Source organism: Campylobacter sp. BCW_4319, from assembly GCF_001764435.1.
In the GTDB taxonomy this organism is placed as follows: domain Bacteria; phylum Campylobacterota; class Campylobacteria; order Campylobacterales; family Campylobacteraceae; genus Campylobacter_D; species Campylobacter_D jejuni.
Genome location: NZ_MKAQ01000003.1, coordinates 1 through 16,087, shown reverse-complemented (window position 1 = coordinate 16,087; position 16,087 = coordinate 1). Strand labels below are relative to the sequence as shown.

Sequence of the window (16,087 nt, the reverse complement as noted above, 5' to 3'; positions counted from 1 at the left end):
AAATTTTTAAGTCAAATTTTTTAAAAAATTTTTTTCAAGTGTAGTTCATACTCGTTTAGATATTTTTCCACTTGAGGATTTTTTACCACATCATTACACATAAAAGTTGATAAAGCTTTCATACCTATAAATTCATGAGCCTTATGCAAATGCCAATACACCATATCTACACCCTTTCCTTCAAAAAATTCATTTTTATCATTAAAGGCTTCAAGAGGTGCATTCCAAGTGAGAGAAAACATGTATTTTTTACCATGATCTAAACCACCTTTTCCGTAGTTTTTACTAGGATTTTCATGAGTTCTTCCATCATTTTTAAAAAGCACTCCAGCACCCAAACCAAACACTTCATCGATATATTTTTTAACTATCCAAGGCTCCCCCATCCACCAAGCTGGCATTTGATAGATCACAGCATCAGCTTTTATAAATTTTTGCATCTCTTCTTTAGGATCATATCCTTGATCTATGTGAGTTTGATCTACCTCGTATCCTAGTGTTTTTAAAATTTCTAAAGCATGATTATGCAATGTCAAATTAAGTTGTCCTTTTGAATTTCCAAATTCTTTAGCACCATTAAGCAAGAGTATATTTTTCATTTTTATCCTTTTTTAAATTTTATGATACAATTATAACTTAGCATAATATCATTTTCAATACAGAAAATAAAGTAAGATACTATACTAAAGGAATGTTAAATGACTAAAGAGAATTCTCCGTGCAATTTCGAAGAATGTGGATTTAACTATACTCTAGCATTAATTAATGGAAAATATAAAATGAGTATTTTATACTGCTTATTTCGCTATGAAATCGTGCGTTATAACGAACTCAAACGCTTTTTAAGCTCCATATCTTTTAAAACTTTAACCAATACCTTAAGAGAACTAGAAAATGATGGTTTAATTATCAGAAAAGAATACGCTCAAATTCCACCCAAGGTAGAATATAGCTTATCCAAACGCGGACAAAGTTTAATTCCCATTTTACAAGCTATGTGCAAATGGGGCGAGAAAGACAAAAAAGGAAAAAATGCTTGAATTAATTGGCGAACTTTCTTTGCAAAATTATATGGGAGAATGGCTTGAAATGGCTAGAAAACCAGCCTTTTTTCAAAAATCTTGCCTAAATTCAAAGGCAAAATACGAGCTTAAATACAAAAATGGCGTTCCTTATGTAGAGATTGAGAATTTTTGCAGTAAAGAAAATGAAATTTCAAGCATAAAAGGCAAGGCAAAAATCGTTTCAAATAGACAATTAGCAGTGAGATTTAATATCTTTATGAACCTTTTTAACAAAGTAAATTATGAAATCATTTTTGTTGATAGCGAGTATAAAGTTGCCATTGTGGGTAGTCCTGATAAAAAATACCTTTGGATTTTAGCAAGAAATATAATAGATGAAAAAAGTATAAAAGAGCTTTTAAACATCGCTAAGCAAAGGGGATTTGACATTAGCGATGTAGTTTTTGATAAGTATTAAATTATTCTTTTGTCATATCAATAACATAGCGAAATTTAGCCTTTCCTGAGGTTAGATTTTCATAAGCTTTATCAATTTCTTGCGGTGTGATAAGCTCGGTTTCTGGATAAATTTTGTGTTTTAAAGAAAAATCAAGCATTTCTTGAGTTTCAGCAATACCGCCAATTAGCGAGCCATAAACCTTTTTACCTGCTTTATGCACAAGCTCGTTTATACCTATATTTACCTTATCTTCCACAGGCGGTAAGCCAACTATAGCCATTTCGCCACCAAATTTAAGCAAATCCAAATAAATAGCAGGATTATAAGGCGTTGGAATGGTTGAGATGATTAAATCAAAACGTTCTTTTACAGCGTTTTTATCGCAGCTTGTGTAAAATGAGCTTACACCCATTGCTAAAGCGTCGGCTTTTTTGTTTTCATTTCTAGCAAAAACACTAACCTTTGCACTCATTTTAACAGCGTATTTTACAGCCATCATACCAAGTCCGCCAAATCCTGCTATAGCAACGCTTGAGCCTTCTTTTATCTTAGAAAATTTTAAAGGCGAGTAAGTGGTAATTCCTGCACAAAGCAAAGGCGCAACCTTATGCATCGGTGCATTTTTTGGCACACAAATGGCAAATTTTTCACTTGCAACTATGTTGTTTGAGTAACCTCCATAAGTGTTTTCATTGCCGTGAAATACATCGCAACTATTGTAAGTAAAGATGGTTTTGCCATTTTCGCAAAACTGCTCTTGTGAGCGTTTACAAGCATCGCATTCTCCGCATGAATTTACCATACAACCAACCCCTGCGTAATCTCCTACTTTAAATTTACTCACATTTTTACCCACAGCAATCACTTCTCCTGCTATCTCATGCCCAGGCACACAAGGATAAGTAGCCTCTCCCCACTCGCTTCTTGCAGTGTGAATATCGCTATGACAAATACCTGCATATAGGATTTTAATCAAAATATCATTATCGCCAATAGCATGGCGGCTAAATTCAAAGGGTGTAAATTTCGCATCCTTGCTAAGCATTGCATAGCCTTTACTTGCGATGCGATTGTTTTCTAAAATTTTGTATTGCATTTTTGCTCCTTTTTTGATTTTTTATAATTATAAAACATTAGAGTAGCTATAAGTCAAGAGTGAAAATAATTTTTTAAAAATTAGTATAAATGCTATAATTATAAAATTTAATTTCACTTTGGGGTAAAAATGCAAAATTTGTATTCAGAAGATGATACTAGAGTAAAATTTATAGATGCAAAGCTTTATGATAGTTCTTGGAGTGAAGAAAATATAAAAAGAAATTATTATTTTACAGATGGTAGAAAGCTTTTAGGTGGTAAAAGAGCACAAAGAAAATTTGCAGATTATTTGCTTAGATATGAAGGAAACAACCTTGCTATAATAGAAGCTAAAAAATTTAGTAAAGATCCTTTAGATGGTTTATCTCAAGGCATAGAATATGCAAAAATTTTAAATGTGCCTTTTGTATATAGTAGCAATGGAGAAAAAATTTATGAATACGATATGAGAAGTCATAGTGGTGAATACATAGATAAATTTCCAAGTCCTAAAGAACTTTTTGATAGAATTTTTGGTAATTTAAAAGAATGGCAATATAGACTTTTAACACAAAAGCCAATGTATATACCGCAAAAAGAATTAAGATATTATCAAAAAATAGCAATAGATAAAGTCATAGAAGCCATTATAAATAACAAAAATAGAATTTTACTCACTCTTGCTACAGGTACAGGAAAAACAACCATAGCTTTTAATTTATGCTATCGTTTGTTAGAGGCAAGATGGAATAAAGAAAACAAAGATCAAAAGCCTAAAATACTATTTTTATGTGATAGAGTGAGCTTAAGAGATCAAGCCTTAGGAGAATTTAATCCTATAGAAAGTGATTGTAAGGCAATTAGTGCTGAAGAAATAAAGAAAAATGATGGAAAAATCATAACAAATGCAAATATTTTCTTTGGAATTTATCAAAGCTTAGCTGCAAATTCAAAAGAACAAGAAAACACCCAAGAAGAACAAGAGAGCAAATTTTATCTTCAATACCCAAAAGATTTTTTTGATCTTATCATCATAGATGAGTGCCACAGAGGTGGAGCAAACGAAGAAGGAAGCTGGAGAGCTGTACTTGAGTATTTTTCTTATGCGACTCAGCTTGGTTTAACCGCTACTCCAAAAAAAGAAGAAAATATAGACACTTATGAGTATTTTAGTGAGAGTGTTTATGATTATAGTCTTAAAAGTGGTATTGAAGATGGATTTTTAACCCCTTATAAAGTCAAACTCATAAAAACAACTTTGAGTGATGGTTATACCTATAATCCTGATGATTTGATACAAGGTGAGCTTGAAAAAGGCTTTTATAAACAAAGTGAATTTGAAAAAAATATTTTTTTACCAAACTATAATGACTTTATCGCTAAGAAAATTTTAGAGTTTATAAATCCTATGGATAAAACCATAATTTTTTGTGCAAATCAAGCTCATGCAAATGAAGTAAAAAGAGCTATAGATAAATATAAAAGCGTTAAAAGAGATGATTATTGTGTAAGAGTTACGAGTGATGAAGGTAAAATAGGGCTTGATTATCTAAAATTGTTTCAAGATAATGATAAAAGCTATCCTGTCATACTTACTAGCTCTAAAATGCTCACAACTGGAGTGGATGCAAAAAATGTGCGAAATATAGTATTGCTAGCAAATATAGGTTCTATGGTTGAATTTAAGCAAATTATCGGGCGTGGCACTAGGGTTTATGAAGGTAAAGACTTTTTTACTATACTTGATTTTGTCGGTGCGACTAAACTTTTTTATGATCCAAAATGGGATGGTGAAAAAATAGAAGAATTAAAAGAGCAAGATGAAAAAGAAAAAATCACTAAAGAGCATATAAAACAAACAAAAGAAGAAAGTAAAGAAAAAAAGAGCGTAACCATACACTTAAAAGGCACAAAACTTAAGGTTTTAGATATCACAACTACTTATATAGGAGCACAAGGTAAGCCACTTAGCACTAAGGAGTTTTTGGAATTTTTGATAGGAAAGCTTGGTGAGTATTATGATGATGAAGCAAAATTGCGTGAAATTTGGAGTGATCAAAAAAATAGAGAAAGATTTTTAAAATCCCTTGCAAATGATGGAGTAGATGAAGATGCTTTAAAAGATCTAAGAGAAATTTTTCAAAAAGATTGTGATATATACGATGTTTTAGCGCATTTAAGCTTTAATGCCGAGATAAAAACAAGGCAAGAGCGTGTTTTGCAAGTAGAAAATGGTGAGTTTTTGAGACGCTTTCAAAAAGAAAAAGCCATAAAATTCATAGAATTTTTACTAAATAGATATCAAGAATATGGCATAAAAGACTTTGATGATGGCTTAAAACCGCTTATAGAGCTTAGTTCTTTAGGCAATGTAAGAGAATTGGCCGATGAATTTGGCGGCTTAGAAATTCTAAAACAAAGTTTTGATGATTTACAAAGAGAGATTTATTTAAATTAAAGGAGAGAAAATGATACAAATGACGAATTTAAAAAATTTATACAAAGATATAAAAAATAAGCAGATGACTTATTGCATATTTAATTATACACACAATAGAATTGAATTAGAAATAATGTTTGATATAAACCCAAAGCCATTTAAATTGCTTATAATTAAAAAGCATTCTAATAAAACTTTATTGTTAGATATTTTAAATGGTTTTAAGTTAGATATATTTCTTTCAAAGGAAAAATATCAGATATTATTAGATATATTAGATATAAAGGGTGGTGGCACGATTCCTTTTAGTACAAAGAAGTTTTTTAAAGAATTAAATAGTGCAATTCCACACCAAGTTATGCAATATAATTTGAGTAATAATTTAAGATACATAATTTCACAAGTTAATAATCTTGATGAAGCTAATTTGGTGTATATTAAGTGTTTGATAGATTGGAGTAAAAAAGAAAATAATAAACATGCAACAGAAAAAAATAGAAAAAAAACAAAATATTTATATCCTGATGTTTTTGAAATTATAAAAGATAAAAATATAAGTGTTGTTTATACAAATAATAAAGATTATTCCAAACATACCAATATAGAAGATATTGAAGTAATAAATGGATAGTATTATGAATAACAATATTTTAACTTACAAAATAGATACTGAACAACCTATCGATATCACAGAGTTAGCTGAAAGTTTAATAGCTATACAAAATATGTATAGGAAAAGTATTATTAGCAATGAGGCTTCTATAAAGATTAGTGAAGTTAGAAAAGGTAGTTATGAATTTGATATTGTTGTTTTAGGTTTAGGGTTATCTTTACCTTATATAGAAAATTTTAATTCAGCGATTGAATTTATTAAAAATTTAAAAGATTGTTACAAGTTTTTTAAAGAGAATAAATTTGATAATAATGTTGATAAAATTAATATTGATGATGCAAAGAATACTAATAAAATAATACAACCAATTATAAGTATAGGTGGTAATTCTACTGTTATTATTCAAAATGGTTATAGTGATCCATCTGAATGCTTTAGTGTTGTAAGCAAAGAAGCAGTAGAAGTTCAAAAAAACATTTATAGTTATATTGAAAATAAAGAAAGAAAAACTAAAGAAGAATTACAAACATATAAATATTTTCAAAATACACTTGTTGAATTTACACAAACAAGAACCGATAATAAACGCGGGAATAAATTATTATGTAAAAATATTTATAGTAAAGAATTAAATGTTGAATTTTCTAGCGATTATTTAAAAAAACAAATTCTAGAAGAGCACAATCCACATTTACACTTATACAATGTTGATTTACAAGTTGTTTATGAAAATAATGTGCCAAAAATTTACAAAATTATTTCTATTAAAGATATCAAAAATAAAAATATTTAAGGTTATAAAATACAATGACAAATTTACCGCAGGGTTGGGAAGTTAAAAGGCTTGAGGAAGTTTGCGAAGTGGTTATGGGGCAATCTCCAAATGGAAATTGTATTTTTGATAAAGATAAAAATAAAGATTTAATTGAATTTCATCAAGGAAAAATAGCTTTTTCGGATAAATATATAGATGAATCTAATTTTGTTACTTCAGATGTTAAAAAAATTGCAAAGAAAAATTCAGTTGTCTTGTGCGTTAGAGCCCCTGTTGGAGAAGTTAATATTACTACTAAAGATATAGCAATAGGGCGTGGATTATGTTCTTTAAATGGCGTTAAAATAAATAACAATTTTTTGTTTTTTTACTTATTAACTTTAAAAAAATATTTTAATGATAATTCTACAGGTTCAACTTTTAAAGCCATCAATGTGAGAGTAATTAAAGAAACTAAAATCCCATTACCACCACTAAAAGAGCAAGAAAGGATAGTGGGGATTTTGGATTTTGCTTTTAGTAAGATTGATGAAAATATCAAAAAAGCAAAAGAAAATTTAGCAAATATTGATGAGCTTATGCAAAGTGCTTTACAAAAAGCCTTTAATCCACTTAACGATAATACTAAAGAAAATTATCAACTCCCACAATCTTGGAAATGGAAAGGTTTAGGAGAAATATGTTTTATTACAGATGGGACACATAAAACACCCAACTATATAGAAACAGGAATTCCTTTTTTATCCGTTAAAAATATTTCTAAAGGTTTTTTTGATTTAAGCGATGTCAAATACATTTCACTAGAAGAGCATAACAAGCTCATAAAAAGAGCTAAACCTGAATTTGGAGATATTTTAATTTGTCGTATTGGAACTTTAGGAAAAGCTATAAAAATTTCTTTAGAATTTGAATTTAGTATTTTCGTTAGCTTAGGACTTTTAAAACCAAAAGTTAAAATTATAAGTGATTATTTAGTTTATTTTTTAAATTCTTATTTTATTGAAGGGTGGATTAATAATAACAAAGTTGGTGGTGGAACACATACTGCAAAATTAAATTTAAATATTTTAGAAAAATGCCCTGTTGCACTACCCCCACTCAAAGAGCAAGAGCAAATCGCTTCGCATTTAGATTCTGTCTTTGAAAAGACAAAGGCTTTAAAAGAGCTTTACACTAAAGAACTAAAAGATTATGAAGAGCTTAAGCAATCCTTGCTTGATAAAGCTTTTAAGGGAGAATTATAATGTTAAAAAATTTGCCAAATTTTAACACATTGGCTTGATATGTTAAAAATTTTTGTTTTTTTTAACATATTTTTTTTATAATGTTAAAATTTTTAGAAAAAATTAACATATTGGAAAATTATGAAAGAATTTATACCTCAAAAATTGCCTTTAAATATAGAATTAAATGCAAATATTTATAGTCTTATCATTAAAGCTTCTAGAAAATTAGCAGAGTTAAATGGACTTAGTAAAAGCATACCAAATCCAAGTATTTTAATCAATGCTTTGATTTTGCAAGAAGCAAAAGATTCGAGTGAGATAGAAAATATCATCACAACACATGATGAACTTTTTTTATCTGATGTTGATGAAAACAAACTCACAAGAGCAGCAAAAGAAGTGAAAGATTATGAAAGTGCTTTGAAAAAAGGATATGAGTTATTAAAAAAAGAGCAGTTATTAAGAAATGCACATATTTTAGAAATTCAAAAAAGATTAGAAAGAAATAATGCAGGTTTTAGAAAACAAAGTGGAACTATGCTTAAAAATCCTATTACAGGAGAAATAAAACACATACCACCCCAAAATCCTAACGATATACAAGAACTTATGGGAAATTTAGAACTATACATTAACGATGATAGTTTAGATGAATTTGATTTTTTAGTAAAGATGGCAATTATACATTATCAATTTGAAAGCATTCATCCTTTTTATGATGGCAATGGCAGAACGGGTAGGATTATAAATATACTTTATTTAGTATATAAAGGACTTTTGGATTTTCCTATTTTATATCTTAGTGCTTATATAGTAAAAAATAAAGATGAGTATTATAAGCTTTTGCAAAAAGTGCGTGATGAAGGGGATATTTTAAAGTGGATAGAATACATACTTAAAGGCATAGAGCAAACCGCTGCAAAAACTATTGAAACTATCATTAAGATAGAAAAAATGATGTCTAATGTAGGTGAAATTTTACAAAATAAAACGAATTTTTATAGTAAAGATTTTGTGGAGCTTTTGTTTTCTCATCCTTATACAAAGATAGATTTTTTAATAAAAAAATTAGACATTTCAAGACAAAGTGCTTCAAAATATCTTAAAATTTGTGAAAATTTAGGAATATTAGAGTGTATTAAAATGGGTAGAAGTAATTATTATATAAATATAGAACTTTTAAGACTTTTTAGAAAAGGAATTTTTTAAATGCAAAATAAAATCGATAAAATCACAGATATTCTAAGAAGAGATGATGGCATAAGTGGTGCTATGCACTATACAGAGCAGATTGGCTGGATACTTTTTTTAAAATTTTTAGATGATTATGAGACAAATTTAAAAGATTTAGCGTTTTTAGATGGCAAAGATTATAAAAGCATTTTAGAAGAAAAATTTAGCTGGAGTGTTTGGGCAGCGCCTAAAAAAGATGGCAAACTTGATGTAAAAAATGCTTTAAGTGGATCGGATTTGCTTGAATTTGTAAATAAAGAGCTTTTTCCTTATCTTAAAAATTTTAAAAATAATGATGATTTTAAAAGTATAGAGTATAAAATCGGTGGAATTTTTGAATTTATAGACAATCGCATAGCAAATGGACATACTTTAAGAGAAGTGATAAATATCATTGATGAGATTAGTTTTAATAAAGAAGATGAAGTATTTGCCTTAGGTGAAGTTTATGAAAAACTTCTAAAAGATATGGGTAGCGATGGTGGAAATAGTGGAGAATTTTACACCCCTCGTCCTTTGATAAAGACTATGGTGGAAGTAATAGATCCTAAACCAAAAGAAAGAATTTATGATCCTTCTTGTGGTAGTTGTGGATTTTTAGTTGAGAGTTTTTTACATATTTTATATAAAGACAGAACCAAAAGCAAAAAAGCAAATTTAAGCGTAGAAGAGCTTGAATTTTTAAAAAATGATGCTCTTTTTGGTAAAGAAAAAACTCCGCTTAGCTATGCAATGGGCGTTATGAATATGATATTACATGAAATTTCAAGTCCAAATATCATAAAAACAAATACTTTAAGTAAAAAAATAACAGATATAACAGAAAAAGATAAATACGAAGTAATACTTGCAAATCCACCTTTTGGTGGCAAAGAAAAAGAACAAATTCAAGAAAATTTTCCTATAAAATCAAATGCTACTGAACTTTTATTTTTACAGCACATTTTAAAATCTTTAAAAAACAACGGAAGATGTGCGATCATTGTGCCTGAAGGTGTGCTTTTTCAAAATTCAAATGCCTTTGTGAGTGTAAAAAAAGATTTACTAGATGATTTTAATTTAGAATGCGTTTTGAGTTTGCCAAGTGGGGTATTTTTGCCTTATAGTGCTGTTAAGACTAATGTGCTTTTTTTCTCTAAAGGTAAAAAATGTATTTGTGAAGGCGATGGAGTTTATTACTACGAACTTATACCGCCTTATAAACTTACTAAAAATAAGCCTTTAGAATACGCACATTTTAAAGAATTTCTAAAATGCTACAAAGAAAGAAAAATCACTGCTAATTCTTGGCTTGTTAGCAAAAAAGAGCTTGAAGAAAGAAACTATGATCTAAGTGCTAAAAATCCAAATGTAAAAGAAGAAAAAATCCTAAGAACTAGCGAAGAGATTTTAAATTCTTTAGAAGAAAATCTAAAAACACAACAAGAATATCTAAATGAGCTTAAAAGCATACTAAAATGATTGCAAGTTTTTTGATAAAAACTAATTTACAAATAACTTCTAAGCTCAATTTACAATAAATATTTATTGCTTGCATTCTACTTTTTAATATCATCAAGCAAATTTAGGGCATTTAAAGCTTTTGGATAACCGATATATGGAATAAGAGCTGCAATGATATTTAGCAAATCTTTTCTACTTTGTCCCATGTTAAGATTGCCTTGCATATGAGCTTTTACTTGATTGTCTAGCCCACTAAGTGAGATAAGATATACAAGGGTTAAAAGCTCCCTAGTTTTTAGATCAAGTCCTGTGCGTGTATAATAATCTCCAAAACAATTCGCACTCAAAAAATCATTTATAAAAGCTTTATCTTCTGGGGTAGATTCTATCATTTTAGTGATATTAGCTTCACCAAAAATAGTATTTTGTATTTCCCTGCCTTTTATTTTGCGATTTTCTTGTGTAGTGGTGCTTTGTGGGGTTAAAACTAAGGCGATATTTAGTTTTTTAAACACTTTATTACAAAGGCTTAAAAAATCACATACTCTAGCAAAACCCACATAAGGCGTAGCTTGATAAATCACTTCTTTGATGACAATGGGACTTATATCGTTCTTGATTGCACCTTGAAGTAAAGCTTTAAACTCTATTTTTCCACCTACTGCTAAAGTAGAAGCAAGGGCGATTAAAAAATATTTTTGTGTATCCAAATTTGCTTTTACAAAACTCTCGCCAAAAGTAAAATTTATATGATTGATAAAATACTCTTTATCACTTGCAAAAAGTTGATCCTTTTTTGCTCCTCCTAAGAGTTTTTCAAAAATTTCTCTTGCTTTTTGTCTTAATTGCATGGTTTTATCCTTTGTAGTTTTTAAAATTTGTGAAAAAAGAGCATTTAAAGATACTCCAAAAACATAAAAGTTTTTATAAAAATTTTTGTGTTTTATTTACAAATTTCTTTACTCTTTTGCTTCTTTTAAGGCATGTTCATATTCTTCATCGCTTACAAGCTCAAGCCATTCTACATTTTTACCCTCTTTCTCGCCTGTAAGTGCTATGTGTGCTCCACTACTTGTATTAGTTGCACCATGAAAATGCTTTACTCCTATAGGACAGCTTATCACATCGCCTTTTTTAGCTATAAAGGCTTTTTGGCCTGGAACTTTTGTGATGATTTCACCCTCTGTTACGATTAAGGTTTGTCCTTGAGGATGAGTATGCCATGCACTTCTAGCACTGGCTTCAAATTCAACCAAAGCCCCGCTAAAATTTCTCCACTCATTTGATTTAAACATCATAGAAACTTTTACATTTTTGCTAAAAAATTTACTATCACCTTTAAAACTTCCATAAATTCCTGCTTTTTCTAATTCTTGCATTTTACCTCCTTTTTTAGTATTATAAAACATGAGAGCTACTCTAAGTCAAGTAAAAATTTAAAATCTTAATTTCATTTTTTCTATCCTACTTCTTATAAAAATCATGATAATTCCTAAAATCAACAAAACAATAGTATTTACGATAATATAACGCGTATCGCTCAAAGAAATCACAAGTCCACAAATAGCAGTTCCGGTGCTTAATCCTATATTGGCCACGCTTATAAAAAGTCCATTGCTAAAATTAGCAGCCTTTGGAAAGGGATAACTTATCATAAAATGTGTGCCGTTATTCATCACACCTGCTAAAATTCCTAATATAAAGGCAAATATTATAAGTATAATTTCACTATAAAAACTAAAAAGTAAAATATAAAATCCTATCATAATTAAAGGTGTTAAAATCAAAGTAAAATTTGCGTTTTTAACAAGGGTCTTTCCGGCTATATAATTGCCTATAATATTTGAAAAACCATAAATAGCCAATACAATACTAATTAAAGTAAAATTCATCTTTCCTACACTATGTAAGAAATCAGAAAAATAAGAGTAAAAACCCCAAATTCCAGCATTTATACAAATAACACAAAGTATGCTAATCCATAAAAGCGGGTATCTTAAAATAAGCAATTGTTTGCTTATTTTTACAGAATTTACTTTTTTAAAATCAGGAACAAAAAATAAAGTTGCTATAAAAGATAAGGTATTTAAAAATACAAAAAATAACATTGCCATTTTAAAACTAAAATTTCCACCAAAATAACTAGTCATAGGTACACCCAAAACCATTCCAGCACTAACTGCTGCAAAAATCTTAGCTGTAGCTTTTGGAATTTCTTTCTTATCTTCGACCAAATTTGTAACCATACTTAGAGCAAGAGCTATATAAATAGGATGAAAAAAAGCAGGAATAGCTCTTAAAATAAGCAATTGCCAAAATTCACCCACAAAAGCGGAAGTTAACGAGCTTAAGATAAACACAGCTAAACAAATAAGCATAAGTTTTTTAGGATTGAAATTTGCACAAAGTAGCGGGACAATAGGGGCGCAAAAAGTTATCACGAGTGCAAAAATACTCACACACCAACCCGCATCTGAAATACTTACACTGAAATTTTGAGAAACAATAGGAATTATACCCATCATCCCTAGTTCTGTGCTCAAAATCCCAAATACCCCTAAACAAAATACTAGAATAATTTGAGCATTTGAAGCTTTATTTAAATTTTTCATTTTATCCTTTCAATTAATATTTTTAAAAGTATAAAAGATGAGAGTAGGTCTAAGTCAATAACCTAAAATAAAAATATTTATCTATATTAAATAAAATCTTTAGAAAAATCTAAAACTTCAAAATAAGCATTTAAAAGAAATAAAAGATGCCTTAAAAGCATAAGATATCTTTTATTTATAGGCTTATTACTCCAATGCGTGTATTTTTATCGCAAGAATTAAGCACTATGTCTATCATAGCACTAGCATAATCACTATAGCTTATTTTACTCAAACAAATGTTTAAAATAAAATTTTTATTTTTATTGGTTATGATTATTTTAGGCGTGGCTATATCTTTTGGAATTTTTATTAATTTAATTTAAGGAAATAAAATGCAAAAATTTTTAACCATTATTTCAGCAATCAATGATGAAAGTAGGATTTTGATTTTGTATCATCTTTTAAGATACAAAGAACTTTGTGTTTGTGATTTACAAGAACTTTTAAACATGGGTCAATCAAGACTTTCAAGACATTTAAAAATTTTAAAAGATGCAGGTTTTTTGTATGTAAGGCGTCAAGGAACTTGGGCGTATTATGGGATTAATAATGAGCTTTTAAAACTGCATTTAAATCTTTTTGAAAATATCAAAAATTTAGAACTTAAAAATGCTATTAAAAAATGAAAATATTATTACCCAAATTTGCCCTTAATATAAAATCAACCCTTAAACTTATGCAATTTATCACAAGGTTGATAGTCCTTGCTTTCTGGATTAAACCCATCGACTTCATTTGCAAGCATTTCTTCATAAATTTTTATCTTTTTGCTTAAAACTTTTTCACTTTCTTTTAATGTTTTAATCTGGTTTTGTAATTTTTTCTTTGTTTGCTTTAACATCTCTTGTCTCTCTTTGGCAGTTTTTATACCCAAAGAGCAAAGTTTTATATAATGTTTGATTTGTTCTATTGGCATACCTGAAATTCTAAGCCATTCTATCCATTTTACCCATTCTATATCGCTTTTTGAAAAATATTTCACACTATTTTCATCTTTTTGAACAAAAGGAAACAAACCTTTTTTAGCCCAAAATCTTAAAGTATGAGCACTAACTTTTGTTTCTTTTTCTACTTTTTTTATAGTATAAGCCATATTTTCTCCTTTATTTAAGATAAAAATAAAAATTTATTTTATTTTTTTGTGATAAAATAATAGCCAAATTATTAGTTTTATGCTAAAAATAACAAAGATTAAAAGGAAAATAATGAATAGTATTAAAATCAAACTTTCCCTCATTGCAAATTTAATTGCAATTTTTGCCTTAATTGTTCTAGGTATTGTAAGTTTTTATTTTACAAAAACCTCACTATATGAAAGCACTCTTAAAAATCAAACTGACCTACTTAAAGTCACACAATCTACCGTTGAAGATTTCCGTTCCACAAATCAATCTTTTACTAGAGCTTTAGAAAAAGATATCGCGAACTTACCTTATCAATCTTTAATCACTGAAGAAAATATTATTAACAATGTTGGTCCAATATTGAAATATTATCGTCATAGTATAAATGCACTAAATGTTTATTTAGGTTTAAACAATGGAAAAGTTTTACTTAGTCAAAAATCTAATGATGCAAAAATGCCTGAATTACGTGATGATTTAGATATAAAGACAAAAGATTGGTATCAAGAAGCTTTAAAAACAAATGATATTTTTGTTACACCAGCATATTTAGATACAGTTTTAAAACAATATGTAATAACGTATTCTAAAGCTATTTATAAAGATGGTAAAATCATAGGGGTACTGGGTGTCGATATACCATCAGAAGATTTGCAAAATTTAGTTGCAAAAACCCCTGGAAATACTTTTTTATTTGATCAAAAAAATAAAATATTTGCAGCAACCAATAAAGAATTATTAAATCCATCCATTGATCATTCTCCTGTTCTAAATGCATATAAACTCAATGGTGATAACAACTTCTTCTCTTATAAGTTAAATAATGAAGAAAGACTTGGAGCTTGTACTAAAGTCTTTGCTTATACAGCTTGTATTACCGAAAGCGCTGATATTATAAATAAACCTATTTATAAAGCTGCATTTATTCAAGCCATTGTTGTCATTATTGTAGTAGTATTTAGCGTCATCCTCCTTTATTTCATCGTATCAAAATACCTCTCCCCACTTGCAGCTATCCAAACAGGTTTAACTTCATTCTTTGATTTTATCAACTATAAAACAAAAAATGTTTCCACTATAGAAGTAAAAAGCAATGATGAATTTGGACAAATCTCAAATGCTATCAATGAAAACATTCTTGCTACTAAAAGAGGCTTAGAACAAGACAATCAAGCCGTTAAAGAATCAGTTCAAACCGTATCAGTTGTAGAAGGTGGTAATTTAACAGCAAGAATTACTGCTAATCCAAGAAACCCACAACTGATTGAACTTAAAAATGTTCTAAATAAACTTCTTGATGTTTTACAAGCTAGAGTAGGTTCTGATATGAATGCTATTCATAAAATTTTTGAAGAATACAAAAGCTTAGACTTTAGAAATAAATTAGAAAATGCTAGCGGTAGTGTAGAATTAACTACTAATGCTTTAGGTGATGAAATAGTTAAAATGCTAAAACAAAGTTCAGACTTTGCTAATGCTTTAGCTAATGAAAGTGGAAAATTACAAACTGCTGTTCAAAGCTTAACCACTTCTTCAAATTCTCAAGCTCAATCTTTAGAAGAAACTGCAGCAGCTTTAGAAGAGATCACTTCTTCTATGCAAAATGTTTCAGTTAAAACTAGTGATGTTATCACTCAATCTGAAGAGATTAAAAATGTTACAGGTATTATAGGTGATATTGCAGATCAAATCAATCTTTTAGCTTTAAATGCAGCTATTGAAGCAGCTCGTGCTGGAGAACATGGTAGAGGCTTTGCAGTGGTAGCTGATGAAGTTAGAAAGTTAGCTGAAAGAACTCAAAAGTCTTTATCAGAAATTGAAGCTAATACTAATTTACTTGTTCAATCTATCAATGATATGGCAGAAAGTATTAAAGAACAAACTGCAGGTATCACTCAAATCAATGATAGCGTAGCTCAAATTGATCAAACTACTAAAGATAATGTTGAAATTGCTAATGAATCAGCTATTATTTCTAGTACAGTAAGTGATATAGCTAATAATATCTTAGAAGATGTTAAGAAGAAAAGGTTTTAAT

General features: G+C 28.8%; 15 protein-coding genes and 3 pseudogenes. 11 read left to right on the top strand and 7 right to left on the bottom strand.

Annotated elements, in window-relative coordinates:
- Window positions 1-20: 20 nt before the first annotated feature.
- Window positions 21-599 (bottom strand): NAD(P)H-dependent oxidoreductase, encoded by a 579-nt coding sequence (locus AJN56_RS00955; RefSeq protein ID WP_052785947.1) that lies wholly within the window; start codon window positions 597-599, stop codon window positions 21-23.
- 99 nt (window positions 600-698) lie between these two features.
- Between AJN56_RS00955 and rrpA the strand changes: the two are divergent.
- Together rrpA and AJN56_RS00945 are read left to right on the top strand one after the other, a co-directional pair.
- Window positions 699-1,045 (top strand): annotated as a pseudogene (rrpA, locus tag AJN56_RS00950) (MarR family transcription factor RrpA).
- Window positions 1,033-1,482: a lipocalin family protein gene (locus tag AJN56_RS00945; RefSeq protein WP_002875311.1), complete on the top strand. Its 450-nt coding sequence runs from the start codon at window positions 1,033-1,035 to the stop codon at window positions 1,480-1,482. The pseudogene rrpA and the gene AJN56_RS00945 overlap by 13 nt, the downstream one beginning before the upstream one ends.
- A 1-nt stretch (window position 1,483) precedes the next feature.
- Here the strand turns inward: AJN56_RS00945 and AJN56_RS00940 are convergent, their stop codons facing one another.
- Entirely contained in the window at window positions 1,484-2,560 is a 1,077-nt protein-coding gene (locus tag AJN56_RS00940) for an NAD(P)-dependent alcohol dehydrogenase (protein WP_052785948.1), read from the bottom strand.
- A gap of 129 nt (window positions 2,561-2,689) precedes the next feature.
- On the opposite strand from AJN56_RS00940, the gene hsdR reads away from it, so the two are divergent.
- The 6 genes from hsdR to AJN56_RS00910 all read left to right on the top strand — a co-directional run bounded on the left by hsdR (window position 2,690) and on the right by AJN56_RS00910 (window position 10,289).
- Window positions 2,690-4,999, top strand: coding sequence for an EcoAI/FtnUII family type I restriction enzme subunit R (gene hsdR / locus AJN56_RS00935; protein WP_070246238.1), 2,310 nt, complete (start codon window positions 2,690-2,692; stop codon window positions 4,997-4,999).
- Window positions 5,000-5,009: 10 nt separating this feature from the next.
- Window positions 5,010-5,612 carry a DUF6037 family protein gene (locus AJN56_RS00930; RefSeq protein WP_002892938.1) on the top strand — a complete coding sequence of 201 codons (603 nt, stop codon included), beginning with the start codon at window positions 5,010-5,012 and terminating at the stop codon, window positions 5,610-5,612.
- Window positions 5,613-5,616: 4 nt separating this feature from the next.
- Window positions 5,617-6,387, top strand: a complete 771-nt coding sequence (locus AJN56_RS00925; protein WP_052843126.1) for a hypothetical protein — start codon at window positions 5,617-5,619, stop codon at window positions 6,385-6,387.
- Window positions 6,388-6,401: 14 nt separating this feature from the next.
- Window positions 6,402-7,613, top strand: a complete 1,212-nt coding sequence (locus tag AJN56_RS00920) for a restriction endonuclease subunit S (RefSeq protein WP_052843131.1) — start codon at window positions 6,402-6,404, stop codon at window positions 7,611-7,613.
- Between the two features lie 120 nt (window positions 7,614-7,733).
- On the top strand, window positions 7,734-8,804 hold the full coding sequence (locus tag AJN56_RS00915; RefSeq protein WP_002860668.1) for a Fic family protein: 1,071 nt from the start codon (window positions 7,734-7,736) through the stop codon (window positions 8,802-8,804).
- On the top strand, window positions 8,805-10,289 hold the full coding sequence (locus AJN56_RS00910) for a class I SAM-dependent DNA methyltransferase (RefSeq protein WP_052785950.1): 1,485 nt from the start codon (window positions 8,805-8,807) through the stop codon (window positions 10,287-10,289).
- A 77-nt stretch (window positions 10,290-10,366) separates the two neighbouring features.
- Here AJN56_RS00910 and AJN56_RS00905 read toward each other — a convergent pair whose 3' ends face one another.
- From AJN56_RS00905 to AJN56_RS08680, 4 genes and pseudogenes are all read right to left on the bottom strand, one after another.
- Entirely contained in the window at window positions 10,367-11,122 is a 756-nt protein-coding gene (locus AJN56_RS00905) for a carboxymuconolactone decarboxylase family protein (RefSeq protein WP_052785951.1), read from the bottom strand.
- A 108-nt stretch (window positions 11,123-11,230) separates the two neighbouring features.
- Window positions 11,231-11,650 (bottom strand): cupin domain-containing protein, encoded by a 420-nt coding sequence (locus AJN56_RS00900; RefSeq protein ID WP_002892946.1) that lies wholly within the window; start codon window positions 11,648-11,650, stop codon window positions 11,231-11,233.
- Window positions 11,651-11,707: 57 nt separating this feature from the next.
- Window positions 11,708-12,883, bottom strand: a complete 1,176-nt coding sequence (locus tag AJN56_RS00895) for an MFS transporter (protein WP_002892947.1) — start codon at window positions 12,881-12,883, stop codon at window positions 11,708-11,710.
- Between the two features lie 175 nt (window positions 12,884-13,058).
- Window positions 13,059-13,154 (bottom strand): annotated as a pseudogene (locus AJN56_RS08680) (NAD(P)-dependent oxidoreductase); the annotation flags it as partial.
- Here AJN56_RS08680 and AJN56_RS08970 point away from each other — a divergent pair.
- Together AJN56_RS08970 and AJN56_RS00890 are read left to right on the top strand one after the other, a co-directional pair.
- A pseudogene (locus AJN56_RS08970) lies at window positions 13,144-13,248 on the top strand (permease); the annotation flags it as partial. The pseudogenes AJN56_RS08680 and AJN56_RS08970 overlap by 11 nt on opposite strands.
- Before the next feature lie 9 nt (window positions 13,249-13,257).
- Window positions 13,258-13,551, top strand: a complete 294-nt coding sequence (locus AJN56_RS00890) for an ArsR/SmtB family transcription factor (protein ID WP_002892948.1) — start codon at window positions 13,258-13,260, stop codon at window positions 13,549-13,551.
- A gap of 35 nt (window positions 13,552-13,586) precedes the next feature.
- Here AJN56_RS00890 and AJN56_RS00885 read toward each other — a convergent pair whose 3' ends face one another.
- Window positions 13,587-14,018, bottom strand: a complete 432-nt coding sequence (locus AJN56_RS00885; RefSeq protein WP_002892949.1) for a MerR family transcriptional regulator — start codon at window positions 14,016-14,018, stop codon at window positions 13,587-13,589.
- A gap of 79 nt (window positions 14,019-14,097) precedes the next feature.
- Between AJN56_RS00885 and AJN56_RS00880 the strand changes: the two genes are divergently transcribed.
- Window positions 14,098-16,086 (top strand): methyl-accepting chemotaxis protein, encoded by a 1,989-nt coding sequence (locus AJN56_RS00880; protein ID WP_010891944.1) that lies wholly within the window; start codon window positions 14,098-14,100, stop codon window positions 16,084-16,086.
- Window position 16,087 lies beyond the last annotated feature (1 nt).

Coding starts and splice junctions, on each gene's coding strand:
- AJN56_RS00930 (WP_002892938.1), top strand. CDS start 5,010: ATGATACAAATGACGAATTTAAAAAATTTATACAAAGATATAAAAAAT.
- AJN56_RS00890 (WP_002892948.1), top strand. CDS start 13,258: ATGCAAAAATTTTTAACCATTATTTCAGCAATCAATGATGAAAGTAGG.
- AJN56_RS00880 (WP_010891944.1), top strand. CDS start 14,098: ATGCTAAAAATAACAAAGATTAAAAGGAAAATAATGAATAGTATTAAA.
- AJN56_RS00915 (WP_002860668.1), top strand. CDS start 7,734: ATGAAAGAATTTATACCTCAAAAATTGCCTTTAAATATAGAATTAAAT.
- AJN56_RS00910 (WP_052785950.1), top strand. CDS start 8,805: ATGCAAAATAAAATCGATAAAATCACAGATATTCTAAGAAGAGATGAT.
- AJN56_RS00885 (WP_002892949.1), bottom strand. CDS start 14,018: ATGGCTTATACTATAAAAAAAGTAGAAAAAGAAACAAAAGTTAGTGCT.
- AJN56_RS00955 (WP_052785947.1), bottom strand. CDS start 599: ATGAAAAATATACTCTTGCTTAATGGTGCTAAAGAATTTGGAAATTCA.
- AJN56_RS00920 (WP_052843131.1), top strand. CDS start 6,402: ATGACAAATTTACCGCAGGGTTGGGAAGTTAAAAGGCTTGAGGAAGTT.
- AJN56_RS00945 (WP_002875311.1), top strand. CDS start 1,033: ATGCTTGAATTAATTGGCGAACTTTCTTTGCAAAATTATATGGGAGAA.
- AJN56_RS00940 (WP_052785948.1), bottom strand. CDS start 2,560: ATGCAATACAAAATTTTAGAAAACAATCGCATCGCAAGTAAAGGCTAT.
- AJN56_RS00895 (WP_002892947.1), bottom strand. CDS start 12,883: ATGAAAAATTTAAATAAAGCTTCAAATGCTCAAATTATTCTAGTATTT.
- AJN56_RS00905 (WP_052785951.1), bottom strand. CDS start 11,122: ATGCAATTAAGACAAAAAGCAAGAGAAATTTTTGAAAAACTCTTAGGA.
- AJN56_RS00900 (WP_002892946.1), bottom strand. CDS start 11,650: ATGCAAGAATTAGAAAAAGCAGGAATTTATGGAAGTTTTAAAGGTGAT.
- AJN56_RS00925 (WP_052843126.1), top strand. CDS start 5,617: ATGAATAACAATATTTTAACTTACAAAATAGATACTGAACAACCTATC.
- hsdR (WP_070246238.1), top strand. CDS start 2,690: ATGCAAAATTTGTATTCAGAAGATGATACTAGAGTAAAATTTATAGAT.